The following is a 25,165-nucleotide window of genomic DNA, read 5'->3' as shown; positions in this document are numbered from 1 at the left end:
CTTATTCATCATTTCTATTCATACCAAACAATTTAACCTTTTTCTTTGCTTCACGTCTTTTAACAAAAGCAACTACAACTTCTCCACACCCATACATTAAAAGTAAATCTCTAATATACTTACCTATTAAATTTACATCTCCACATCCTCCAAAGTCGATATTAGGCACTGGAAATATTAGGTCAATTAGTTTCTTAAGTTGTTCTAAAATCATAAGATCAATAGCATCTGGTTTCATAATATACCCTCCATTTAATACTTAACTATCTACTATGGTATATACTATGCTGTGATTTATAGAAAGTTTCCTTAATTTATAAAATATTTCTTTATTTTATAGAAATTAATTATAAAAAAATATGATACTATTCCAAGTACCATATATCATCTATTTTTTTATGCAGTTCTTTAGCTACTCTTAATCCTTCCTTCATAGATGGAATTGCATTGGCTAGCTCCCAAGCATAATATGTTTTCACATTTACCTTTATAAGAGCTGCAAACTCTCCTGGTTCCATAGCGTATTCCTTCATTCTTATTTCTTTCAGTCTGTTTTTAACCTCCATAAAACCACCTCTAATGATAGTATATTCTATAGTGATTTTTCTTTTCCTTTATTTTGAAATATTTTTACAAAAAATAAAAAGGCCCTGGATTACCCAGGGTTACTTTATTTACTTAAGTAGAATCCCGTAGCTTCAGAACCACCATTGCTATTTATTAGAACACTATCAGAAATAGTCATATCTTTTGGTACTTCAAATACTATATAAGTTTGTTTAGTTGTATTAGGATTAATATCTGAATATACTCCTATAAAGTTGCTATTTTTATTATATATAGTTTCTTTGCTATTAGCATTTCCCATGGCTTCAAACGCAACATCTGTTATGTTGTATTGAGTTTTATCCTTCATATTCCCTAGAGCAAATTCTTTCGCACTATATTCAGCTGCTTGCTTAGATAAATTTTTCATTTGCAATTTAATTACAATAAACTTTTCTTTTGTTGTTACCTTATCTGAGCTATTTCCACCAACTATTGTATTAGTTTCTTTGGCTTCTAAGACCTTAATATTCCAACTACCTGAAGTCCCTTCCTCACCTAATTTATATATTTTAGCCTCTTCTTTCTCCTCTTGTTTAGGTTCTTCGTTACTTTCTTCTTTGTTTTTATCTTGCTGACTTGCAATCTTCGAATCTACCTGCTTATTTACTCTATTTATAGCCGAGCTATCGCCTACAAAATATCCAACTATAAATGCCACTAGGACTGCTACAACAGTAATTATTGTTTGTTTTTTATTCATTACAACCCCTACCTTTCATTACAATTATAACAACCTTTATCATATTTTGTAAAGTTTGTTATGGGTTTTGTATATTCTTTGCTACATTTGTCTAGTATCTAAGTAGAGGTGATAAAAATGGATTTACAAATAATAAAAATAATGTGCTATGGGTTTTCATTTGCAATTATACTGCTATTTATATACATAACAACTATAGCAGCATTTTTTATTAAACATATATCTAAAAACAGGAAAGATAAAGTTTTCTAAGTAAATAAAAAAAGCCCCAGGCATCAAACCTGGGGTGTACGTCTAGACTATAAATCCTGTATATCCTTTTTTTTTCAAATCTTTTAACAGAGCTTCAGCATTAGATCTACTACTAAAAGCTCCTACTTGTACTCTGTAAAGTTTTCCGGTATCTAAAGTACCTTTTAATACTGCATTCTTAATTTCTTGTAGTGGATAATTCTTACCAGGACATGCTGTAGAGTATAATTCCTTATGTCCATAAATTTTTGCAATATTGTATTTAGATTTTAGGTATTGTCCTAATTCTATTAGTGCATTTTTTTGCGCTACAGGCATAGTCTCTGTATCATATGCTCCTTCCGCACATATACCAATAGACTTATCATTTGCACTTGGGCAATGTGCTCCTACCGCATTTTCTGGTCTTCCTTGATATATAGAACCATCCTTCCTAACTAGAAAATGATAGCCACAGCCACTCCATCCAAAGTTTAAGTGCCAATTATGAATATCTTGTATCGCACATTTAGAAGCTTCAGCATGATGATACACTAGCATAACAGGCTTATTTCCATAGTCTAAATCTTTAAATTTAAGATTTCCTTCTATAATTTTCATGTATTAGTCCTCCTTTATTTCTTTTTTATTACCTTCTTTTAATTGTATAAGCATATCTTTTAATTTATCTGGTACTGGTACTCCTGCTCTAGTTGCATTTTCTAGTATACTTATACCCTCCATGCTAGCATAAAAGAACACAACCAAACTCCTTACAATCCCATTTGTACCAGTTATATTATCTATAGATACACCTAACGCCACTATAGTAAGTATTATTATCTTTTTACCTAGTCCTTTAAATCCTATACTTGAGCTTAATGTCTTGTCTTTGCCAGCGCAAATTAGCCCACTTATATAATCTAAAACCATAAGTAAGAGCAATGTTTTTATCGTCATATCTAACCCCCCGAAGAAATAATTTGCACATGCTCCTAAGCTAGCTATAAATGTACTAGTAATTTTATCCCACTGTAATTCTTTCATATTTTCCTCCTTAAAATAAAAAGACACCCTTTATAGAGTGTCTTTAAAATTATTTAATTGTGTCGTCTTTTAAACCTAAGATGACTCAATTACTTAAGCACCTTTAAAATATCTCTTTCAATTTGCTTGTATTCCATGTAATGACCAGCCGAATTGCAATGTGTCCATCTTCCGATTTCTGCCGTATTTTCTTCAGTACAATAAGTTGGATATATATTTTGTCTGTTGATTCCACATTGAGTTAAATCAACATATCCGCAATTAAATAATTCAGCAATTTCCTTGATTGCATTATTATATTCCACAACTGTTTTACCTTCATCATTATACTCTAGCCATTGACCTGTATCAGACTTTGTACGTACAAATGTAGGTATAGAGCAACAGAATACTCTTGCAAAAGGATACCTTGTTTGGATACGATGTAACATTAAAGCATAAGCACCTCTAAAATTACTATCATCTGTACTTATAGCTTCATGTCCATTCCATGTACCTAATTTGGCAAAGTCCTTTGAGAAATCGTTAGTTCCACCCATAATCACGATAATATCTGGGTCTGCTTCAGCTGCATGCAAATTGTTACATCGGCTTAGGTCAGAAAATGGAACAAATACATAGTCAGGATCATTTAGTTTATTATTTGAAACTTTTGAACCACTGTAAGACTCTATTTTTAATATATTCATATCATTGTTATCAGCTAATCTTTTCCACCACATTTGGTCTACAGATGATACGCCAGCATTACTTCCATTGTAATAATACCTATACCCATCTGGAACCCATCCAGGATAGCTAGACCTACTATCTCCCATTATTGATAGATTTAATCCTTTTAGTGGAGAACCTTCTATTTTACCTACCTTTTCATCAATCTCCTTGATTTTTTCATTTGCTGTAATCTGTACTTGTGGGGTTGTGCTAGTATTCCATATCCTAACATCTCTATCATACTCAGCTAGTTCTACCCAAATTGGAATATATAACTCATTTATACCGGCTGGAATTGTAATATACTCTTTGTTAGCAACTTCCTCTGGCAAAATATCTTTTACAAATACTCCGTTATTCCAACAACTTAACCTAATTCCAGTGATACCGCCAATCGTGAAGCCAAATACACTCGCATAGACTTTATCACCTTCAGCTACAACATATGGTTCATCGTTATTTACAACACTATCATTGTAAGTTAATTGCCCAGCTTTGTAATAAGAACCAAATATATATTTCTTAGTTAAATATAAATTAGCACCTCTTTCATCCGCCTTTTGATAAATGAAATTTGCACCTAATTCTTCCAAAGATTTCTCAATGTATAAATCTTTTATATAAGTACCTTGTACATAATCAGATTCCTTTGCACAATAAATATCATCAGTAGTGATAATATCGGTTTTCAGTAAAGAATAGGACATATATTTAGCATTTATTGGTGTAGTTATTGTATTATCAATAATATTAGCTATAGGTATATTTGATATATATTGATAATTTGCATCATATAAATATATAGTTCTAAATTTATTTGCTTTATATTTAGCATTACCTTCGATTTCAACTAATGCTATGCAATAATAAGCTTCATCATAAATCAATGAAATTGTACCAGTGCCTATATTAATTTTTGCATTATTTACAATACATCTAGCAATATTGTTTTTATGTTTAGAAACATATTTATCATATTTTGATAGTTTATTTAAATATGCGCCTTGCATTACATTTACTGGTGCATTTACAGACATATCAGTACCAGCAGAAGTCTTAAATACAATTTTTATTCTTGCATTATCTGCAAATATATAATTATCAGACATATAATCAGACCATCCAATAATTTTATTATTACCATCATAGAATCCGATATTATATAGAAATTTAGTATTACCACTAAGTACAGGTCTGTTTATTATTTCATCACCAGCACTTACGTCTATAAAATCCTTAGTTCTTATTCTATTAATCCCTTCGAGAAATGAGCCATCAAGATTAATGCCACCAAATTCAACATCTAATTGGTAAAACTGTTTCTTAAAGTCTTTTTGTAAATCAGAGTTTAAATTACCGATTTGAATAGTTTTTATATGTTTAAATGTTACAGATTTATCTGCTATCTTTTTTTCTTGATAAACCCCTCCACTTGTCCATTCTAGAGTTGTTGAGTTCCAATAGTACCAATATCCATCTTCTAATACTAACATTACACCATCCGTACCATTGGGATATTTAGTTTGTAAAGCAGCCAAATATATAAATGTTTCTTTAGGAGATCCACTCACAATAGTTGCAAATTGTGCATCAACAAAAGCTTGGTCTGCTTTTTTTATATCAAGAGCATTAACTTGTGTTTTGTCAGCTTTTTCTGTAGCTAGTGAATTAACTTCTGTTTTATCTGCCTTATTAGTATCTAAAGCAGATATTTGTTGCGACTTTTCAGCCAAAGACGAATCAACACTATTCATTCTTTGTTGTAAATTCACATAAGTTTTACCTGAAGCATCCACTCTTGCTTGTACTATTTCAGCATTAGAATTTCCTTCATTGATTATAAGTTGGTCAAATTCAGTTTCTAGTAAATTTTGTTTTGCAGTAGTACTCTCAACTTCTGTGTTTATATCTTCAATTCCACTAGCAATGCTTTCCCTAACATCTTTACCAAATACTGCTTGTCTAATTTGTGCTATTTTATCAATTATACTAGCCATTATATCACGCTCCTTTCTATGGTGTTGATGAAGATTCTAATGCAGCTATTCTATTTTCCAAGCTAATCAAATCTCTCTCTGTAACGACTCTATAACCATCTGATTTTATTTGGCCTTTGAAATCACAATCTCCCCAAATGTAGTTCCAACCTTCTGACCTCAAATCAAACCCACTAGACCCGGGATATACTGTAAATGAGCAATGAGGAGTTATTATACCAAAGTCATAATTTCCATCTTCATACAATGGATTTGGAGCATATCCTAAAGAACCTATTTTTGAATTTTCATTATAAAAATCTAAGTATTGGTCATGAAGTTTAGCATAATTTACTGTATTAGAGGTTCTCATTTCGTTAGCTACCATATTATTAGTGGTTATTTCATTATAAGTACCTTTATTAGCTATAATGTCACCATTTTCATCAACGCTAAACACCTTTTGATTTTCATTTTCTATGCTTATACCTTCAGTAGCGTTCATAGTTGTTACAACTTTCCCATCACTTCTAACTGCCCTAATACCAAAAGCACTTCCAACTTGCACGTTATTGTACACTCCATTGTCTTGAACAGTGCTTTTTCTTAAGTCATTTATTGCATTGGTTAATTTTACAGGGAAATTAGCAATTGTCAATTTCGGATCGTAGGGTTGAAGCAAATCCAAATCTAACCCAACTACTTTATAAATGCTATCTATGTTCATAATTGGATTTAATAAGTGCAAATTAACACCTAAAGTAAACTGCTCTGGTTTATTGCCTGTTAAATAGGATAAATCTACGGCATTAGCTTCTAACAATAATAAAGGTTGAGTATGATTTAGTAAATCTGCCAAAACAGTATTGTAAAGTTCTATAGGGTCTGTTATTTCTCTGTATTCAACTACTTTTTCTAATGTTCCATATATAGTTGAAGCATTATTATCTTCGATATAATCTATTCCATTGTTTACACTAGCTATAGTCAAGTTGTTTGCTCCAAGAGGTATTATCTTGGTACCAAGGCTTGTTATATCCTTGCCTTTAACCATTTCTTTCATATTAATACCTAAGATAATATCTATAGTATCGCTAGAAAATACCTGTAACCAATCTAAATATAATAATCCATTAGTTTCCCTTACCCTTATGTCTCCACCTAATTTTCCTCTTACTTCTATCAGAGTTTCTAAAGTACTTTTAAAATCACATGTGTAAGCCACAGAACCTACTATATCTATATTTCCTATGTTTATTTTCTTAGCATCTTCCACTTTTGCATTGTGTTTATTTAGTATCCATATTAGAAAATCTCTAGGAGAACCTAAGAAAGTTTCATTTCTAGTTTTAGTATCATTAAGATAACTTAGTGCACCTTCGCATAACACTTCTTTATAAAACAATCCATTGGAGTCCATCTTTTCATCAATGCTAAGCACTCTACCAGTGAACCTAACAGAATTATCTCTTACGTCTATTGACTTTACTTTTGTTGCAATTTCAAAGGTATCATTGTATCCTGGATTATTTGGATACAAAATAAAAGAAAGACTATCTACCATAGATAATCCTTCTTTTAATGGAAGTTTATTAAGATGTGGAGCTTCTTGGTCAGAACTTGGGTAATGCATTATAGTTTCCATACCATTATTATAAATACATACCTTATACACTATAACACCTGCTTCCTAAAGATAAATTTTGTGTGACCAGTTCCATTAATAATAAAATTATTTTCTCCTGGTTGTAGCTTTAAATCATAAAATTTATTATCCCCTATAGCTAAGTTATAGACCTTACTATTAAATACTACAGACATACTAGCGTCTGCATTAATTACAGGACATACTGCTCTACCAACATTAATTATATTTACTGTTTTATTTCCAGCAACATCAAATCCAGTATCCTGCAATACATCAACATCGAAATTGAAACTATCCCATAACTTTTCACCTTCATAATCAACTCCTATTTTAAATGGCTGACATATAAAGGTTACGGCTATCTTTCCAAATCTGCACATCTCTTCAAAAGAAGATGCGTTTTCAACCTCTGCTTCAAAATAATAATCACATATATCATCAAATACTAATTTCCGCCGCCCTATATCTTGTAGCCATTCTAAGATTTGCGAATATAATACATGTAATTTTTCTTTAGATCTTGTAGCTAATCCTAATACAACTTGAATTTGCCTTTCTTCAAATATCTGTTCTCCATCACTGCCAATTACACTAAAGTCATAAGTACCACTCATAAAAGGAACATTAATTTTTATCTTTTGTTTTGATGGGGGTAGTATTTGTTTACTTTCTAATACAAGTCCAAAATCTTTGTAATTATGTTTATCATTAAAAGTAAAACCTCTTATCATTAACCTATCCCCCTCTCAGCTAATCGTAAGCTATTGCCTTGTATTCGGTCATTGTATGGCGCTACAACTCTTGCTATTTCTCTACCATCTAAAGTTACTGGTACTATAATAGTTTTCTCTCCTGCACCACTTCCTATGTTAATCCCAGATAAAACACTATTAGCTACTTTAGTTGCCACACTTTCAGCCGTTTTTGTGACTAATTCCTCACTTGCTTCATGGTTGAATATCCTAGTACCTCTTGGCAAATCATACAACTCATATTTTCTTTCATGTAATGTAGTTAATCCACCTCTATAATTGCTTGTACCAGTCCAATTTTCATCTATAGTATTATTCACACCTACTAAATTACCCATACCACCAACAGTTTTTATAGTTCGTACAATAGGATTATTATTAAACCATTCCTTCAATTTATCCCATCTACTTTTTATGCTTCCATCACTAGTATCTATATCTTTGATTATATCAGCATTCATTTCACTTACTTTTTTAACTACACCTTGCTTCATTAAGTCCGCTTTAAGAATACTTTGTTCCCTTTGCCTTTCAGCCTCTTTTATAAGTTTGTCAGCCTGTGCAGCACTTATGGTTCCACTTTCATCTCTCATTTTAATTATTTGAGCAACTCTATCATGGTATTCTTGCTCTGCATTTTTTACAGCCTCTTGTCTTTGTTTTTCAGCATTTTTAATTACTTCACTAGCTTGCTCTGCTGTAATTCTACCACTATAACTTTTAAGTCTTTCAAGTATTATCTTGCTTTCAATTTCTTGCTTAGAAAGACTTTCTACTGCATTTTGCCTCATATTATTTTGATATATTCCTATTTCTCTTACTTCATCAGCCGTCAAAGTTCTTTTTTCCTTACTAGCTCTATTAATTATCTCAAGAATTTTTTGATTAAATTCTTCTTGGGAAGCTTTTCTCTCTTCATTGCTCCACTTTTCTTTATTAAGTATTTCAGCTTCTTCCGTAGTAGATATAGCAGTACTTTCAGCAAAGAAAGTTTGTAGTGATGTTATCCTTTCCTGGTAATGCTGGTCAAAACCTTGTTTAATTTGATGGTTCATTTGATTATAAGTGTCTATAATCGCTTTAGAATTGCCATTTGTTATGGTAGTTGTACTAACATATAAATTAGTAAGACTTTGTGTAGCATTTTTATCTAATTCCATGTAAGCTCCTACTGCTTTTTTAGTTTCTTCACTTATCTTGGTAGAAGTTTGTGTGTATGATTGCTCCATTTCTCCTGCGGAATTTTTAACATTTGTTGCAGTAGTCTCTATCTTATTTGCAAACAAATCTATAGAAGGAACTACTTCCTGTGACATAACCTTCTTAATAGCATATCCTGTGCCTACAACTGCTGCTCCTGTAAGTAAAAAAGGTGCTGCTGCAGTAACTACAGTCCCGAGTCCTGCGGCCAATGCTCCTACTCCAGTTGCACCACCTGCTGCTGCACCTGCTGTCCCCACTGTAGTGGTAGCACCGGCTGTAACTCCCATTATTCCTGTTAATTTACTTAATCCTCCTGCAATATTCCCAACTGTAGATATTACACTTCCACCAATCTTTAAAACTCCACCTAAACCTACAGTAAACATTCCTAGACTAGCTATATTCTTTAATTGTTCTTCATCCATTTGGCTTAATTTATCAGTTATTTTACCAAGCAATTCAGTGCCCTTATCAAGCATTGGTGCTACAGTATCACCAAATCTAATAGCTTCATTTTTTAATTGATTAAGTGTTTTCTTCAATCTCTCACCACTCGTATTAGTAACCTTTGCAAAAGCCTTATCTGTCTCCCCTGTAACATTATTCATATCTTTTAACATGTTATTAAAGTCATTCCCTGCATTTGTAGAAAGAACTAAAGCTGCTTTTCCTGCTTCAGCACTTCCAAACATATCATTAAGGCTTAATTTATTTTTTTTAGCATAATTATCAAGTATTATCAATACATCTGATAAACTTTTCCCCTGTTTCATCAAGTCAGAAAATGATTTTCCTGTCATTTTTCTTAATGCTTTATCTGCATCAGTTCCAGTTTTAGATAATTCATTTAGCATAGAGTTTATATATGTTGTTGTCTCTGCTGCTTTTATACCATTACTGGTCATAATTGCATATCCAGCACCTAGTTGTTGTAATGATGTGTTCGTAGCAACCGCAGTAGGAATAACCTTACCCATTACACTAGATAGCTCTCCAACTGTAACTTTACCTTTATTTTGAACCTGAATAAGCAAATCAGAAACCCTAGTTACTTCTTGTGATTTCATTTTATAAGCATTTAAAATAGTAGTAAGTACATCAAGCGATTGTCCAGCCTCTGCAAATCCAGCTTTAGCAAGCTTAGTAGAATTAGCAACAAAGTTAACTGCATCCCCAGTCTTTTGTCCTGCTGAAATTGCATCATAAACGTTATTAGCTATTTCAGTACTTGCTATTCCTGTATCACTAGATAAATTTAAAATTTGTTTTCTTAAATCTCTAATAGATACTTCACTTTCATCAGAAATGGTGCTAACTTTAGCTATAGAATTTTCAAAATCAGTAGCAAATTTTAAGGATGCTACTCCAGCTCCAACTAAAGGTGCTGATATTTTTAATATTTTATCTCCTGCATTACTTATATTACTACCGATATTTTTAAGTTTTTCACTACTATTTCTTAAAGTTTCACTAGCACTAATCCATTTATTATTACTTTTTCCTAACTCATCATTTAATTTATTTAGTTCAATTTTAGTTTTATTCAATTCTGCATTTGCTTTATTTAGATTAGTTTCATAATTATTTATTTGTTTCGCATTACTTTCAATCGCCTTTTCTTTTTTCTTATATTCTTCAGTAAGTTCATCAACCTCTGTCTTAGCTTTTTTAGCTTCATCACTTTCTTTTCCATAAAGTTTTATAGCTTCATCATATTTTCTATTAGCATTTTCAAGACTATCTTTTAATTTGTCTCTTTCTTTTATATTGTCATTCATTTTCACAGTAGTCTTTTCAATACTATCTTTATATATATCAACTTTTTTAGCATGAAGTTCTACTTGTTTTGCTAACGCTTCTTGTACACCTTTTAATTTTTCTGAACTTTTACCAAACAAGCCAACTTCACTACTAGCATTTTTCAGTTGGCTTTGAGTTAATTTAAGCTGGCCATTTATGCCCTTAATATTAGAATTAAAACCTGAACTATCAAGTACCATCTTGGCGGTTATTCGCTTTTCTAAATCATTTGCCATTGTATACCTCCTTTCTTATAAGAATGGTATTTGGTCTATATATACTTTTTCTTCTTTTTTATTTTCTTTAAACTTCAAACCATTAAATCTAGAATGTAAATCCCAAAGTGTTCCTATTTTTCTTGGTGTGCTTCTCCAAAACTGTTCTTCGCTCATATTTAAATGTACTGTAGCAATATAGAAAAACCAGTCAAAGTCCACTATATGTTGTGGTTTCTTTAACTGGCTATCTAGTTTTTTTCTTTATTACTTCCATCTAAATCATCATTTATTAATCCTTCAGCTAATGTAAATGTTATTTCATCAAATAATCTCATAGTATTGAAATTAAATGACAATCCCTTTTTAAGCTCTTCTTCTTCCCATTCCTTTTCTATACAAGAACAAGATAATATTTTTATAATGCATTCATAAGTATCATTACCACTTAAAAATTTGTTAAATAATTCCATACCTTCAAGCCCGTATTTTTTATCAAATTTTATTAATGCTTCAAAATCTAATCTAAAAGTATACTCTTTATTATCTATTTTTATTTTAAATTCTCTTACTTCTATATTTATCATAAATTAATCAATCCTCCTTATAAACTAATGTAGAATAGGGTAGGTTTAATCTACCCTATTCTTATGGTACAACTACCTTTTTAGTTGGTTTTATTACATTAGTAAAGAATGTTGTTTCAATATCTGCTGGACAATCTGTATCATCTGAATCTACTTGATATTTCCACATGTTATTATTTTGAGTAGGTTGGAAAATCCCTTTCATCTCAGGTGTTTGGAATTCTGTTTTCCCCTCTTTGCCTTTTGCACTATCTTCAGGCAGTTCAAATTTCCCTTTATATAACACTTGATATCTTGCTTTCCCATTACTTTTATTTGCCTTATATAATACTGCTATATATGGCATTGAGTCATTTGCAGTAGCAAAAACTCCACCCTCTGTTGCCTTGGTATGTCCTAATAGCTCAGCTCTTTCCGCATTAGTCAAATCTGCTAAAGCAATTGTTACTTCGACTTCATCCAATGCCGTATCCTGCTCCCAAATTTTATTTTCTGCATAGAGCTTCTCTGTTGCCATTTTGGGACTTACTTTTAATTCCTTTACTCCTGGTAAATATACAGGAGTTCCATAAGTTAATGTTGTTGCATTATCTTCTGTTAATTTTGCATAATATAACTTTTCTAATCCTACTATAGGCATATTATCACTTTCCTCTCTAATCTAATTTGAATTTGTTGTAAAAACAAAACGCATAGCTTTATGAAATAGTCCTGTATTTTCTTCATATAAATCAACAGCACTAGATCTATTAAAGCCTGCGTTTATCATTTTTTCTTTTATCTTATTTTCAAGTTCTGTGTAATCTCCTTTTGAAAATATATCTACCTGAATATAATAAGTAGTTGCTATTTCCTTGTTTTCTGCCCATTCTTCTCCATTTTCATCTATTATTTCATATTCAACGTAAGGTGGAGTTGGACTAATAGCATGAAGAAAATAAACCTTTTTATCTGCAGTTAAATCAATAATCTCCTGATCCATTAAGATACTTCTTAAAAATTGCTTTATATTTGACATATAAGACACCTACTTTAATAATTCATTACTTAAAACTTCTAAGGCTTCATTTTGAGTTTTATTTACGCTTCTCTCAAAAAAACCTTTATTCTTTTTAGAGTAGCTAGTTCCAAACTCCTGAAATATATCATAGAAAGCTCCCATTTTGACGATACCTACAGTTGCAAGTCCTTCTTTTTTTACAGATTTTTTAATTCTTTTAAGTCTTCCTGTAGTTCCCTCCGGAGTATTCTTCCCTACTTCATTTGCTATAACTTCTATAGCTTTTTTCATGGCTTTTTTTTCATCTGCTTCATCTATAGTCATATCCTGCAGCATTTGCTCCAAATCATCAAAACCATCTAATTCAATACCATGAAACATAACTACACCTCAACAGCTTTAATCTTTAACCATCTATTTTCTTCTCTTACATTGTCTGCATAGATAATATTAAAAGGTCTATCTTTATACAATATCCTATATGATTCAGTGCCATTTTTTTCAGTTAAAAGTTCTAAATCTTTAGAATATCTTACTTCAAACTCTACTGTTTTTTCGCTTTGGATTGCTTTAGCTGCCCAAAACTCTTTACCAAATAGATTGTTCTTTTTAGCCCACACTGGCTTATAGTCCACCCATTTTTCTTCATCAAAACCATTAGCACTTGTTGTTGTTACAAATCTCTGTATGATAATTCTATGCTTCATTTTGCCTACATCAGCCATGTTAACCTCACTTTTATAATAAAAAGGTAGGTTGATTTCCTACCTTTTAACTAAAATTCTATCTTCTTTATTGATCTCTTAGAGCCTAAAACTGGTATAAATCTTTCTAGTATTCTTATTTTAACAGTATCATCTTTAAATCCTGCTTCTGTACTTCTGGCTATAGTTACTGCTTTTCTGTCACAATACTTAACTGCTTCATTCATATTTGCTAAATAAAAAACTTGAGTTTTTAATTCTGTAATTGGTAGTAAAGTGTCTTCTACATGAACTATTGGTTTCCCATGAAAGTATTCTACTCCATTTACCTCTGTTATAAGATTTAATGGTCTGCCTTCTAAATCTTTTTTATTTTTCAAGTGGACATATCCGGTAACGTTTGTAATAGTTATTAATCCAGCCTTAACAGAAGGTAATGAACCATCTATAGCTTTTTCTACATCTTCATAAGAAGTTGCTCCCGTTATTTCAGTAGCATTATCTTTTATAACCTTTAATATCTTAATATTTTCCTTTGCAGTAGCTATATTTGCAAAGTTCTTCTTTACTAAACTTTCCATTTCAATCTCTGCATCTTCTATTAATTCACTTGTTAAGGATTGTATTAGGCCTACCTTTGCACACTTAAATGATACATCTGTAGTAACTAAAGTACCATCTACTATGTCCTCACCTTCTAAAACGTCTAATAATTCGTTTTGGTCAAGATCTACAACTGGGATAGTCCCCTCATTCTTTGTAACAGGTATAATATCACATAGTCCTTTTAGAGAACCAAATCCCTTTTGTATTTCAATTAATTGATTTACAAATTGTTTAGGTATAACTGCAGCATTATCTGTAGTTGTAATATCAGCTCTCTCCTCCATCGTCATATCCGCACCCATAACACTCTTAACAATTGATCTAAACTCGTTTACTTCTTCTGTTTTTTTGGCTTTCTTTTTCTTTTGACTTTCTAAATTTCTTTTTTCATCTTCTTCTAAATCCTCTGCTGCCTTAATCAAGCTTTCTAAATCTCTTTTTTCTTTCATTGCTTTTTCAGCTTTGTCAGCATCTTTATTAGTAATAAATTCTCTAATCTCCTTCTTTTTAGCCTCCAGTAATGCTCTTAATTCTTCTAATCCCATTATAATTTCCTCACTTTCGAATTTTAATTTTTGGTATAAAAAAAGAACCGTTATAATTCCAGTTCTAAATTTAATAATTTAAGTTTTAATTCTCTTTCTAACTCTTCTTTTTCAAGTTGTCTTTGTTCATCAATTACAATTTCTAAATCATCATCAATACACCTAAATTCAACATACTCGTTTTTATCGTCTCTAGTTTCTATGCTTGTACCAAAATAAGCTGGTGTCCTGGTATCATCTAAAATAGATACCTCTTTTAGTTCTATTTCTTCAAGGTATCTTCTCCTTATTCCAGAGTCGGTTTTCCCCCAGCTTTGTTTTTTAGGTATAAAACCAAAGCTCCAACCCATTAATTTATTTTTTCGGGCCTTCTGAATAACTTCTTGATCTGTAACTCTAATTTCAGCGTATAAACCAATGTTATCCTCTTTAAGCTTTAAGTTTTTGCCTGTTTCGCCTAGTATTCTCTTTTTAGCATGGTTTAGCAACCCAAATATATTGCTATTTGATTGTATAGCCTTTCCAAAGGTTCCAGCACGTACTTGCTCTACAAACGTACCTTCTGAATCATACAACTCTCTTGAATCCCTCTCAATAGCATTTACATAACCTTTAATTATTGCATGGTCTGCTCTAATTTCTATTTGCATATTATCACCACCTTTCTAAGTTGTATAATTACTTAATTTATCTAGAATACTCATAGTAATTCTATCTTGTTTAGTATTATCTGGAATTTCTATACCTCTGTTTTCATACATATCAGCTATTATTTTTAACTGTAATAAATCTGCTAATTTAATTGCTTTAACATCAGCTTTATACTCTTCCCCTACCATAGAATCAATATATATAAGACTTGTTTCTACTATAACTGATAAATAAGCATCATCATAAGTATCATCAATTCTAAGATAGCTTTTAACCTGCTCCAATATTACCGCCATTGTCATCACCTACTTTCTTATTCAAGTAACTAACATTGCCGGATAGTAAGTCGGAAAGTAATACTTGCCCACTCGGAAGAGTTATTATAAGCTCTCCTCCAATTTTCTCTACCCCTAGAATATCTCTGGCATGGTCTAGGTCATAAACTCCATTCCTAACATACGAACTTATTACTTCTGCTTGTGTTTTGCTATCTGTTCTAAGCAATACATTAATATTAAACCTTATCTTGTATCCCATTTCTCTTTCAGTTGGTGTTAATAGCTTCCAGTCCATTTCTTGCTCTATTTGTTCAAATATTATTAGCAAGCAATCTGTTAAAAACTTAATATTGTCCTGTTCCTCACTTACTGCGGTATCCCTCATTATCCCCAATTTTGATAAGGGGACATTAAAGCTAGTTGCTATTTCTTCTTTGGATAACTTTCTTAGTTCAGTGTATTGTGCATCTGACAAACTTAAATTCAAAGGTTGTATATTGTAACCTGCAGGAACCGTGAAAATCCTCCCATTATTTGAATAAATCCTATCAAATTTAGACTGTACTTTCTTTAATTCCTTTTCTTCTTTTATATCAGAAGTCATTTGTACAACTATTTTATTAGTTAACCCATTAGTAAATAGCTTATTTAAATAATTTTGGCTTTTTAAGCTACTATCTAAACTCTCCCTTAAAATACTTCTATTTGCCTTGCCCTTTATTCCATCCATAGTAAAATCTCTTAGAATTATTATTTCTTTATCAAAGCAACTTCCTGTTTCGCCTTCTACACTTTCAAAATCCCATAAGATTTTATTATTCATTGTACTTTTAATTAATCCAGCATTATCTATTGTTACATTTGTAATTTTAACAGGATATAGTCCTTTTATTTTGGAACCTTGCCTATCAATAAAAAGTCCTGAATATCCCCAATGCTTCGCTAAAGCTACAAATGGTTTGTAGCAATCTATAGCACTCATATATTCATTAGGTCTCAACCTTAACTTATCATATAAATAATGGTCTTTTGCTAATATTTCCCCCTTTTCAGTTTCTTTTTTAACCTGCAAGGTACATTTAGCAATACTTTCAGATATAAATTTTATACAACTAAAATATGTGCTTTCTCTCATTTCAAGTTCAAAGGGGGTAATATCATAGCCGTTTTCAAAGGAATATACCGACTTCCAATCATTTGCGTTAATTTCTTCTCTTCTTTCAATCAATTTATCAAAAATCACTTATTATCACCTCCCTTTCCTGTGAATTTGTATAGAAATATACTAAAAGCTATTAGAGCTGCTCCTAGAAAGTATAAGCCAAAATATAAATTTATCTTGAAATTGGTGTAAATGATGATAAAAAGACCAATGAAAAAGACTACTTCCATAACAAAAATGTCATTGAGAATAGTCTCATTAAGTAATTTATTAAGTTTTTTCTTCACTTGTATCACCTTCTTTCTACCAATCAGCTTTCTCTAAAGCATCAACTGCGTTATAGTGAGTATCTCCACTTACGAATTCTGTATAACAAAATACTAAAACTACAACCATATCTATTCTCTGCTTATTTTTATCCTCTTTTATAAGCATTTCATCATCTGCTTTTCCCTTAGTAGTACTTGCTTTATTCATATTCCAATCCAACAATTCATTTTTAACGTGTCTTACTTTTTTATCATACACAGCCTTCCTATATTCCTTTGTAGCTGGACTTAAATTAGTGAAAGTTTGTTTTAATAGTATCACATCATAATCCTCTGCAAGTCGCTCCATCATTTCTTTTGCGTTCATTGGGTCTGTTACTATTACCTCAATTTCACATTCATACTTACTTTCTATATTGCGTATATATTCCTCAACAAGCGTATAACTTACTGTCATTCCAGGATGAATGTCACAATAGCCTGCTTCAGCATATTTTCTATAGTCTATTTTTTCTCTTCGACTTGCTAAACTGTCTTCAGGTAAAAATCCATGTGATTTACAATAAACAATTTCTTCATCTTGAAATTCTATACCTACTGCTGTTAAATCTGTAGTAACTGACAAGTCAACCCCAACCTTAACCTTTTTACCTTTAATTCTTCCCCTAAACTCTTCCTCGGTAACAACCCACTTTTTCCAGTGTTTCATATCAAGGTATTTGTTTTTCTCATTAGTTTCAAGAAATATGTTAAAGTTTTTCGTTAATAATTCTTCCTGTTCACTTGTTTTTATCTTAGCCTTTTCCCTGTCTGCTCGAATCTCTTCATAGTTTTCTTCTACTCGTAGAGGATTAGCTTTGTAAAGGCCTTCATCTGTCCACGCTTCCTCTTTGCTGCAATAATACAATAAACAGAATAACCTCGGGTTATCAACAATTCCATTTAATACAGCTCTATCATATTCTAGTTCTTCAAGCATAATAGAATCGCTTTCTGCATAAGCAGTAGTTGTTTGTATCTGAATAGGATTTAACACACTTAGCTGGCCTTTTCTCATAGCTTGGATATTGCCATTAGTAGTAAATGCTCCAACTTCATCAGCCACAAAACAAGCTGGTCTAATAGAGTTATTTTTATTTGCCTTGCTAGTTCTAGGCACATAATAACTGTTGGTTATTTTGCATTTTATAATTCCTATCTCACTTTCAGATACTGTAAAATGTTTTTTAATATCTGGACTTGATTCAATAAGTTGTGCCATTGCTTTTCTTGTTTCTTTTGCTAAGTCTCTATCTATACAGATACTATAGAATTCACTAAAGTTTTGCTCCGTAAGCATTAATAGAAGAATTACCAAAGCAGCTATAAAGCTCTTTGCGTTCTTACGAGGTATAAATAAGACTACATCTCTATACCTAAACTTCTTTTTATTTTTCTTTTGTCTCCATCCAAAAATTGCTGCAATAAATAAAGCCTGGAATCCATCCAAGCCTTCTAATACTTGTTTGCCAGCCACAAATCCTGTTGCATAATTAAATAATTTCAATAAGCTATTTATCTTTTTTAACTTTTTTTCATCAAAGTAAAATTCAAAATCTTCCTGGCATTGATTTTTATAATAATCTTGTATAAAAATGCTGCATTGAAGTCCAACCTCTATTGTGGTTATCTCTCTCCCTTCAACAACATCTGTGCAGTATTTCAAAGCTTTATCTAAAAGTATCATTCTTCATCATCTTCTCTTAAAGCTTTTAGCACAGGATCTTCTTTTTGCTTTTGTGCTTGTAAATTAATGTTTCCTAATTTAGCTCGGCTTTGGGGACTTAATGATAATTCATTGCAGCACCTATAAAAGTCTTTTGTGTATTTATCCTTTGCGCTCATAATTTGATTTTGCATTATTAATCCTGGATTCTTATTTATTTTACTTTCTATAAACTGTAGTCTATCAATAGCGATTACACATGAGGATAAAATATAAACATCTAGATTACTTAAAAGCTTACTTTCTTCAAGTTCATTTTTAATATAATTAAATAACTTAGCCTGATTATCATTTAAATAATTAGGAGGTTCAATATTATCAGCTTTTCCTTTAAGCTGTTCTTCCTGTTCTTGTCTATTTTCTATTTCTTCTTTTGTTAAATGTTTACTCATTAAATTTACGTTCTTGGAAGGCCTAGCCAAAATATTCACCTGCCTTTTATTTTAAAACTTTAAACTTTCATTTCGGGAAATTTATCCGACTGAGAGGGCACCATGGACTTTCTAAGTCCATGTAAAACTTTTCGCACCTCCCCCGGGTTAATAAAATTCATCATTAAACTTCTTCATTAATTTTTTTAAAAACTTTTGTATGCCAACTTTATCTTTCTTACTCTTATCCATTAGCCTATGCACTTTCTTATGGCAACAATCGCATAATGGTATTAGGTTGGCTTCTTCTAGTCTTAAATCAAATCTATCCTTTATGGTTTCAATGTGATGTGTATATTCATTCTCTTGTATCAATCCTTTAAACCAACACACTACACATAAACCAAAGTAATGTTTCTTTATATTCTCACTTAATGTTAACCAAATATTGCTGCTATAAAACTTCTGTCTTTCCTTTTCTGCATTGTCTTGTAGCCTTCTATGTTTGTACTCTTTATACTTCTCCTTTCTATTCTTTACTTCACATTGGCACAATGTACCTTCCAATACTTTCTTACCACATTGAGTACACTTTCTATATATAGCCATTGCTTCTCCTATATCACTATCACCTTAGAATTAACTTCTTTTTCTTTAAGTTTAGTAAGCTTCTTATCATTCTCAACTTTGTGAGGATCTTCTTTCCACTTAGCCTTTTCCTTATTATTTAACCAATACTTCTGTGCTGCTAAGTCAGGCCCTTTATATTTTTTAACATTAACCACTTTAACATCTTCCCTGGAAAGAATAGTTTGACCATCTTCTGCCAAGTATTCTTCTTTTACTTTAGTAGCAACTTCTTCGTAATACGCATATCCAATGCACCCTTTATAAAGTGCCTTTTCAACCTCTTGGTTCTTCTTATCTTTTGCCGTAGCAATTCTAGCCTTAAGTGCTACGCTAACACTCTTATATTTCCTATATGTGGAATATGCTACTCCAAGCTTTTCTGATATTTCTTTGTCAGTGTCACCACGTTCAACCCATTGTTCTATCTCGTCTAGATGGCTCTCAATTAGTTCCTCAAAACTATCACTTCTTGCCATTTTTATCACCTCATTATCGTAGCAGTCACTCTGCAAAGTGCTACGATATTTTTCTGTATTTCCCTACTTTCTTAAATTTACTAAAAATCAATTCTTTTATATTCTTTGTTAAATCCTCCTTAAGCATTGATGTATCTGCATTTAACTGTAGTTTTATTTATTTTCTGAATGTGCTATTTGTATATAGAACCACACATTCCTTTTAAAAAATCTCTACTAATATATGCCACTCTTTTCTGACACTTCAATACTTACCATCCTTAAAATGAAACATTCACTTCCAAAAATAAAAAATCACCTTATTAGATTATTTAGTTTATCTGAGTACTTATCATAAAGTTCTCTATCTAATCCTAAATATCTTTTGGTGATTTCTATACTACTATGACCTAACATTTCTTTTACAGCAACAATATCATATCCACTTTCAACATATATTAGGTAGGCATATGTCTTTCTCATGCTATGAGCAGTTATATTTTGTAATCCAAAGTTTTCTGCTGCTTCACTAATTACTCTACTAACATGAGATACTGTTATATGTTTATTTGTGCCTTTTCTACTCATAAACATATACTCATAATCTTTTTTATCTTTTATATAGCTTCTTAATATTTTTTCAGTTTTAGCTACTATTTTAACTTCTCTTGGCTTAATATTTTCTTTTCTTATGTTCCTAGTATTTTCTTTCTTACTTTCTAAAATTAAAAAGTAACCGGTTCTTAAAGCTTCTTTAACATCTCTTACTTTTAATTTTACTAAATCTCCAGCTCTATACCCTGTTGTTACTCCTAATGCAAATAATACATAATTTCGTTCATTCTTATATCTTAAATAATCTTGAATGTCATATACTAGCTCTATATCTTTTATTGGTCTAGCAGGTCTTTTCTTATTTTTCACTTATACATCACTCTCCACCCCCTCATTTAATTTGTTTTATAGCTCCTTTGATTCTTTTATATACATGCTCACCTTGCATTAGCTCTGCAAAGTTTATATTCGATTCTTCTTTAAATGCTATTAACTTATCTATATATTCTTTATTATTTGATATTCTTTCTAAGCTATCTACTAACTTATAATTTTTAGGTAATTTTTTCTTAATAGCCAAATCTATTAATAACTTTGCTTTGGAAAAATCTCCAATATGAGTATGTCCATTTTTAAAAGCTTTTTCTATATTAATTACTATATAATTTTCTTCCACTGGTATTATTACATAGTTTTCTTTTTTATAGACTTGATTCATAAGATTCCACCACCTTTAAATTTATATAAATATAAAAATAGCACTCGGAACTTGTCCAAGTGCTTAACTATGGGGATAATACGGGAATTTCATGAGTAACTTAAATTTCTATACTATTATCTTACCATGAATTTCATTATAATTCGTTGCACTTTTGTTGCATTTTTGTTGCACGTTTTATAATGTAATCAATTTACTTACGTCCATTACAATCCTCTCTCTATTTCTACTCACTGTACTTTTATCCATGTGCAGCCTATTACCAATTTGATCTAAGCTTAACTCATCTTTATATTTCATTTCTGCAATGAGTTTATACTTACTTCCTAATAACTTTATAATATAATTCATATCAGCATTTTTATTTTTTATTTCTCTTATCCTTGCATGAGCTTTAAGTATCTGCCTTCTAGTATTCTTCCACTCCTGCTCTAACTTTTCTACTTGCCTTATAGTTTCTTGCTCTGCATAACTGGACCCACTAGAAGAAGATTGTACTCTTTCTTCATAGCTTATCCCCATATTTAACTCTGTTTCTATACTTATATTGGTATTTCTTATATCTTCCCTTAATTGTTCTTTTGCTTTTTCTAATACCATGCATCTATATTCTAGCTTATCTATTTCACTCATATCTTTATAGTATCTATATAATCTTCCTTCTATTTTTTTAAATATTTCTTTATCTATCATTATTATTCTCCTTATCACTTGTATTTTATGAGATTTTTTTATACTCATGCTTTACGTTGTCCTCATTCAATTCTGCGTAAATAAGCGTAGTATCAGGGCTTTCATGTCCCATCAAATGTGCAGTATCTGTAATGGCATTCCTGAGTTTATGTTGTGGGTAGCAAATGAATGCCTAAACAAATGAGGATAAACTGATTTGTCAAATCCAGCACGTTCCTTAATCTTTTGGATTTCTCTTTCTATGCTTCTTCCACCCATTCTTCCATGAGGTGCTCTGATTGTAACAAATAAAGCTTGATTATCATCTTTTCTTGTCTCTAAATATTTTTTAAGCAATATTTTTGCTTTTATACTAAAATATACTTTTCTTTCCTTATTGCCTTTACCGATAACATTTAAGCTCATATCATACCAATTTATATCTTCTTTGTTTATTCCCACTACCTCACTAAGTCTACATCCAGTACTTATAAGAAATTCTACCAGCGCCTTCTCTCTATTTGTTTTACATGCTTGTCTTAATAGTTCGACTTCTTCATCCGTAAGTGCATGTCTTAACCTCTTTGGCTCCTTGGTTTGCTTCAGTTTCTTCGTTGGATTCTTGGGTATATATTCTTCATCACATAACCAGCCGAAGAATGATTTTAATATAGAAATTTGCGCGTTCATAGAACTTGGTTTCATTTCTTTACATCTTACAGATAAGTACATTCTTAAGTCCATTGCAGTTATAGTAGCTAGTGGTTTCCTTAGATGGCTTGCTAATATTATTAAGTTATATTCGTAATTCTTTAATGTCTTAGCACTTAAACCATCTAATTTCTTTACTGCTAGATATAACTGTATTTTTTCTTCTACATCGCTTGTAACTAGAGCTGTCTCAGTTGGAGTAACATTATACTTGTACAACACTTCTTCTACAATATTTCTTACTTTAATTTGATTCATTTCTGGGAACTCTTGAGTTAATTTCCCAACTATTTTTATTACTACTTCATCTTTGCTGCTTGTACTATACATTTTAATTCCTCCTATATTGTTTACTGAGACACTCTAGTGTATAATATAGGTGTCTCGTTTGAGATTTTTAAAGAGAGCTGAAAGTTGTCCAGACAAGCAGCTCTCTTTTGTTTTTTATTTTTTTCTCTCTAGATATAAAATCCCGCCAAGATCTTCTATCCTATATTTCTCTAAGTATTTATTTGTAAGTTTAATTTTCTCTTTAAAATTTCGATATGGTAATGCCATTGCGACTGGTTCCCCTCTCTTACTCAATGCCCTCACCCTCTTTTATATCATTTGATTTTCATATGATAATTTAAATTTATACCTGTGCCGTTCACTACTTGCATTATTAGCTATCTAAACTAAAAAACTTATTTTTCAATATAATTAACAATATTTTTAAGTACTATATTAATAGTTCCATCACCATTTCTATTAATCTGAAATTTGTTTGTATCACTATAAGCTTCTTCATTTATATAAAGATCAATATCTTTATCTATTTTTAATCTTATCCTCTTAAACTTTTTTTCTATCCAATCCTTATCTAAGGTTATATTATCTTGTACACCTTCTGAGAATACATAATCCACAAAGCTTGCCTTTTTCTCCGTGTCTTCACCAAATATATCATCTGATACTTCATATAAGTTTAAGTTCTCTTCCTGTTTAAGTTTTTTCTTAATGAAACTTCTTACCTCTTCTGCCTTATCTGCATTTTCATTGAGATTTGTTCTAGTCCACTTTTCTGCAGCTCTTACAAAATTTTTAGTCATATCCCTCTCATTTTCTATGATCTTGCATCCTAAAAATTTATTTATAAAGTAATTAGAGCCATATTCTTCTTCATTGTTTTTCTTTTGCTTGTCCATAACTAACAAATCATATTCCTGCTCTGGGTCTATAAACCTTATAAAAACACACTTTTGTATCTTTTGACTACTAAGTGGAAGTCCTGCATGCTCTGGAACTATATCAATGTCTATTTTTTCTCCATTAAAACTTATACTATGGGTATAGTTTTTAACATAATCCATTTTTATAATGCCAATCATGTTGCCTCTTTCCGTAGATATACTTACAACTATAAGATCTGAAGATGGTATATTTCCATTTGACTGCATTAGTATGAATAGTTGTCTACCTATTTCCTTTGATATTTCTTTAAAATTCCCTTGGCCTGATAAATATTCTTGGCTTAATTCCTTTATAATATTTCTTTCCTGTTTAAACTTACCATACTTAAGTTCTTCATCCTTTAGGCATTTTTGAATATGCTTAAGTAAAAAAGTATATACCTCATCATTAAGTGTTAATTTTTGTTCATTTAATATAGGCTCATCCGCATTGTTATCCAAAACATGTATTATAGCTTCATTTATAATTACCTCTCTAATATATTCCATAAAATTTTCTCCTTTTCACTTATAAATTTTCTATTTCTTTATCTAAATCTTTAATCCAATAATTGTATTATTATTTTTTCATTCACAACTTCTTTTATAGTTTTTTAATATTATGCGTATATCCTGTTTTTTTATTTTTTCGATTACTTCTTCAATACTATTAGCACATTTATTACAACAATATGAAGTAAACAAAGGGTCTTCATTAACAGCTCTGCTTTTTTTATAATCTATTATCTTAAACCCATTCTCTCTTTTAAATTCTTTATTGCAAAATCTACATTCATGCCATAACCATCTAGGATATATGGTTTTAACTTTAGGATAAATACTTGACTTTTGCCTTTGCACTATTGAACCTCCTGCTTCTTATTTTTGAAATGCGACTATAAATCTTCATAAACCTTTTTACTTACTGACTTTCCAAGAACATATTCCACACCTTGTTGCGTTAGCCAAAACCAAGTTAATCCATTATCAGCAATATTATCACTCATTTTAGCCAAACCCTTTTTAACTAAATCATTCCAACCTTCATCTTCTGCTTGAGTTTGATACCTATTTCTATAAGGCTTCTTCTTATAATCTAATCCTATGCAGTGCTTCATTAAATCTAATTGATAAGGCGTTACTTCAACCCACAGATTTTTATACAATCTCGAAAATGTTTTTGCCTTTTCTTTTGTATTAATCATTGGGTATCTGCCAACTAAGTATTGTTTTTCAAAATTATAGTGGTGATTATCTATTCCATAGATAGGTGGTGATGTCCAATAACTATTTTGACCATGATTTCCAATTAAAACTGTTATTATATAGCCTTTATCTTTTTTCTCTTTAATAACCTTCACTTCAATCACTCCTTCGCCT

At 31.0% G+C, this 25,165-nt stretch carries 29 protein-coding genes and 1 pseudogene; all 30 read right to left on the bottom strand.

Going from position 1 to position 25,165, the window contains the following annotated elements; translation table 11 throughout:
- Position 1: 1 nt before the first annotated feature.
- A complete protein-coding gene (locus CRN98_RS00340) occupies positions 2 to 238 on the bottom strand; it encodes a hypothetical protein (RefSeq protein ID WP_097025433.1) in 237 nt (78 codons plus the stop codon).
- A 127-nt stretch (positions 239 to 365) separates the two neighbouring features.
- Positions 366 to 566: a helix-turn-helix transcriptional regulator gene (locus CRN98_RS00335; protein ID WP_097025432.1), complete on the bottom strand. Its 201-nt coding sequence runs from the start codon at positions 564 to 566 to the stop codon at positions 366 to 368.
- A gap of 104 nt (positions 567 to 670) precedes the next feature.
- Complete coding sequence (locus CRN98_RS00330) at positions 671 to 1,309, bottom strand: DUF4352 domain-containing protein (protein ID WP_097025431.1); 639 nt, start codon at positions 1,307 to 1,309, stop codon at positions 671 to 673.
- Between the two features lie 294 nt (positions 1,310 to 1,603).
- Positions 1,604 to 2,161, bottom strand: coding sequence for an N-acetylmuramoyl-L-alanine amidase (locus CRN98_RS00325; protein ID WP_097025430.1), 558 nt, complete (start codon positions 2,159 to 2,161; stop codon positions 1,604 to 1,606).
- A 3-nt stretch (positions 2,162 to 2,164) separates the two neighbouring features.
- Positions 2,165 to 2,587 (bottom strand): phage holin family protein, encoded by a 423-nt coding sequence (locus CRN98_RS00320; RefSeq protein WP_097025429.1) that lies wholly within the window; start codon positions 2,585 to 2,587, stop codon positions 2,165 to 2,167.
- 89 nt (positions 2,588 to 2,676) lie between these two features.
- Positions 2,677 to 5,298, bottom strand: coding sequence for an SGNH/GDSL hydrolase family protein (locus tag CRN98_RS00315; protein WP_097025428.1), 2,622 nt, complete (start codon positions 5,296 to 5,298; stop codon positions 2,677 to 2,679).
- A 16-nt stretch (positions 5,299 to 5,314) separates the two neighbouring features.
- Positions 5,315 to 6,952, bottom strand: a complete 1,638-nt coding sequence (locus CRN98_RS00310) for a phage tail protein (protein ID WP_097025427.1) — start codon at positions 6,950 to 6,952, stop codon at positions 5,315 to 5,317.
- Entirely contained in the window at positions 6,952 to 7,656 is a 705-nt protein-coding gene (locus tag CRN98_RS00305) for a distal tail protein Dit (RefSeq protein WP_097025426.1), read from the bottom strand. The genes CRN98_RS00310 and CRN98_RS00305 overlap by 1 nt, the downstream gene beginning before the upstream one ends.
- Entirely contained in the window at positions 7,656 to 10,916 is a 3,261-nt protein-coding gene (locus CRN98_RS00300; RefSeq protein WP_097025425.1) for a phage tail tape measure protein, read from the bottom strand. Before CRN98_RS00300 ends, CRN98_RS00305 begins: the two co-directional genes overlap by 1 nt.
- Before the next feature lie 15 nt (positions 10,917 to 10,931).
- Positions 10,932 to 11,072: a hypothetical protein gene (locus CRN98_RS00295; protein WP_179631857.1), complete on the bottom strand. Its 141-nt coding sequence runs from the start codon at positions 11,070 to 11,072 to the stop codon at positions 10,932 to 10,934.
- Between the two features lie 74 nt (positions 11,073 to 11,146).
- Positions 11,147 to 11,482, bottom strand: a complete 336-nt coding sequence (locus tag CRN98_RS00290; protein WP_097025423.1) for a hypothetical protein — start codon at positions 11,480 to 11,482, stop codon at positions 11,147 to 11,149.
- Positions 11,483 to 11,543: 61 nt separating this feature from the next.
- Complete coding sequence (locus CRN98_RS00285) at positions 11,544 to 12,122, bottom strand: major tail protein (protein ID WP_097025422.1); 579 nt, start codon at positions 12,120 to 12,122, stop codon at positions 11,544 to 11,546.
- A gap of 21 nt (positions 12,123 to 12,143) precedes the next feature.
- Positions 12,144 to 12,500 (bottom strand): prohead protease, encoded by a 357-nt coding sequence (locus tag CRN98_RS00280; RefSeq protein ID WP_097025421.1) that lies wholly within the window; start codon positions 12,498 to 12,500, stop codon positions 12,144 to 12,146.
- Positions 12,501 to 12,509: 9 nt separating this feature from the next.
- Complete coding sequence (locus tag CRN98_RS00275; RefSeq protein ID WP_097025420.1) at positions 12,510 to 12,863, bottom strand: HK97-gp10 family putative phage morphogenesis protein; 354 nt, start codon at positions 12,861 to 12,863, stop codon at positions 12,510 to 12,512.
- A 2-nt stretch (positions 12,864 to 12,865) separates the two neighbouring features.
- Complete coding sequence (locus tag CRN98_RS00270; RefSeq protein ID WP_097025419.1) at positions 12,866 to 13,207, bottom strand: phage head closure protein; 342 nt, start codon at positions 13,205 to 13,207, stop codon at positions 12,866 to 12,868.
- Positions 13,208 to 13,257: 50 nt separating this feature from the next.
- Positions 13,258 to 14,337 carry a phage major capsid protein gene (locus CRN98_RS00265; protein ID WP_097025418.1) on the bottom strand — a complete coding sequence of 360 codons (1,080 nt, stop codon included), beginning with the start codon at positions 14,335 to 14,337 and terminating at the stop codon, positions 13,258 to 13,260.
- 50 nt (positions 14,338 to 14,387) lie between these two features.
- Positions 14,388 to 14,987, bottom strand: coding sequence for an HK97 family phage prohead protease (locus tag CRN98_RS00260; RefSeq protein ID WP_097025417.1), 600 nt, complete (start codon positions 14,985 to 14,987; stop codon positions 14,388 to 14,390).
- Positions 14,988 to 15,002: 15 nt separating this feature from the next.
- Positions 15,003 to 15,284, bottom strand: coding sequence for a head-tail connector protein (locus CRN98_RS00255; protein ID WP_097025416.1), 282 nt, complete (start codon positions 15,282 to 15,284; stop codon positions 15,003 to 15,005).
- Entirely contained in the window at positions 15,259 to 16,509 is a 1,251-nt protein-coding gene (locus CRN98_RS00250; RefSeq protein ID WP_097025415.1) for a phage portal protein, read from the bottom strand. Before CRN98_RS00250 ends, CRN98_RS00255 begins: the two co-directional genes overlap by 26 nt.
- 222 nt (positions 16,510 to 16,731) lie before the next feature.
- Positions 16,732 to 18,423, bottom strand: a complete 1,692-nt coding sequence (locus CRN98_RS00240; protein ID WP_097025413.1) for a terminase large subunit — start codon at positions 18,421 to 18,423, stop codon at positions 16,732 to 16,734.
- Positions 18,420 to 18,884, bottom strand: coding sequence for a phage terminase small subunit P27 family (locus CRN98_RS00235; protein WP_097025412.1), 465 nt, complete (start codon positions 18,882 to 18,884; stop codon positions 18,420 to 18,422). The genes CRN98_RS00240 and CRN98_RS00235 overlap by 4 nt, the downstream gene beginning before the upstream one ends.
- A gap of 117 nt (positions 18,885 to 19,001) precedes the next feature.
- On the bottom strand, positions 19,002 to 19,442 hold the full coding sequence (locus tag CRN98_RS00230; RefSeq protein WP_097025411.1) for an HNH endonuclease: 441 nt from the start codon (positions 19,440 to 19,442) through the stop codon (positions 19,002 to 19,004).
- Between the two features lie 8 nt (positions 19,443 to 19,450).
- Positions 19,451 to 19,939 (bottom strand): helix-turn-helix domain-containing protein, encoded by a 489-nt coding sequence (locus CRN98_RS00225; RefSeq protein WP_097025410.1) that lies wholly within the window; start codon positions 19,937 to 19,939, stop codon positions 19,451 to 19,453.
- A gap of 294 nt (positions 19,940 to 20,233) precedes the next feature.
- Positions 20,234 to 20,842, bottom strand: a complete 609-nt coding sequence (locus tag CRN98_RS00220) for a tyrosine-type recombinase/integrase (RefSeq protein WP_097025409.1) — start codon at positions 20,840 to 20,842, stop codon at positions 20,234 to 20,236.
- A gap of 22 nt (positions 20,843 to 20,864) precedes the next feature.
- Positions 20,865 to 21,191: a hypothetical protein gene (locus CRN98_RS00215; RefSeq protein ID WP_179631856.1), complete on the bottom strand. Its 327-nt coding sequence runs from the start codon at positions 21,189 to 21,191 to the stop codon at positions 20,865 to 20,867.
- A gap of 177 nt (positions 21,192 to 21,368) precedes the next feature.
- Entirely contained in the window at positions 21,369 to 21,884 is a 516-nt protein-coding gene (locus CRN98_RS00210; protein ID WP_097025687.1) for a hypothetical protein, read from the bottom strand.
- Positions 21,885 to 21,909: 25 nt separating this feature from the next.
- Positions 21,910 to 22,904: pseudogene (locus tag CRN98_RS00205) on the bottom strand (tyrosine-type recombinase/integrase).
- Positions 22,905 to 23,260: 356 nt separating this feature from the next.
- On the bottom strand, positions 23,261 to 24,295 hold the full coding sequence (locus tag CRN98_RS00195) for a nucleoid-associated protein (RefSeq protein ID WP_097025408.1): 1,035 nt from the start codon (positions 24,293 to 24,295) through the stop codon (positions 23,261 to 23,263).
- A gap of 78 nt (positions 24,296 to 24,373) precedes the next feature.
- Entirely contained in the window at positions 24,374 to 24,646 is a 273-nt protein-coding gene (locus tag CRN98_RS00190) for a hypothetical protein (RefSeq protein WP_097025407.1), read from the bottom strand.
- Between the two features lie 35 nt (positions 24,647 to 24,681).
- Positions 24,682 to 25,146, bottom strand: a complete 465-nt coding sequence (locus CRN98_RS00185; protein ID WP_097025406.1) for a hypothetical protein — start codon at positions 25,144 to 25,146, stop codon at positions 24,682 to 24,684.
- Between the last annotated feature and the right edge of the window lie 19 nt (positions 25,147 to 25,165).

Source organism: Clostridium peptidivorans (assembly GCF_900205925.1).
Classification (GTDB): Bacteria; Bacillota; Clostridia; order Clostridiales; family Clostridiaceae; genus Clostridium_AK; species Clostridium_AK peptidivorans.
This window is presented reverse-complemented; position numbering and strand designations above follow the sequence as displayed.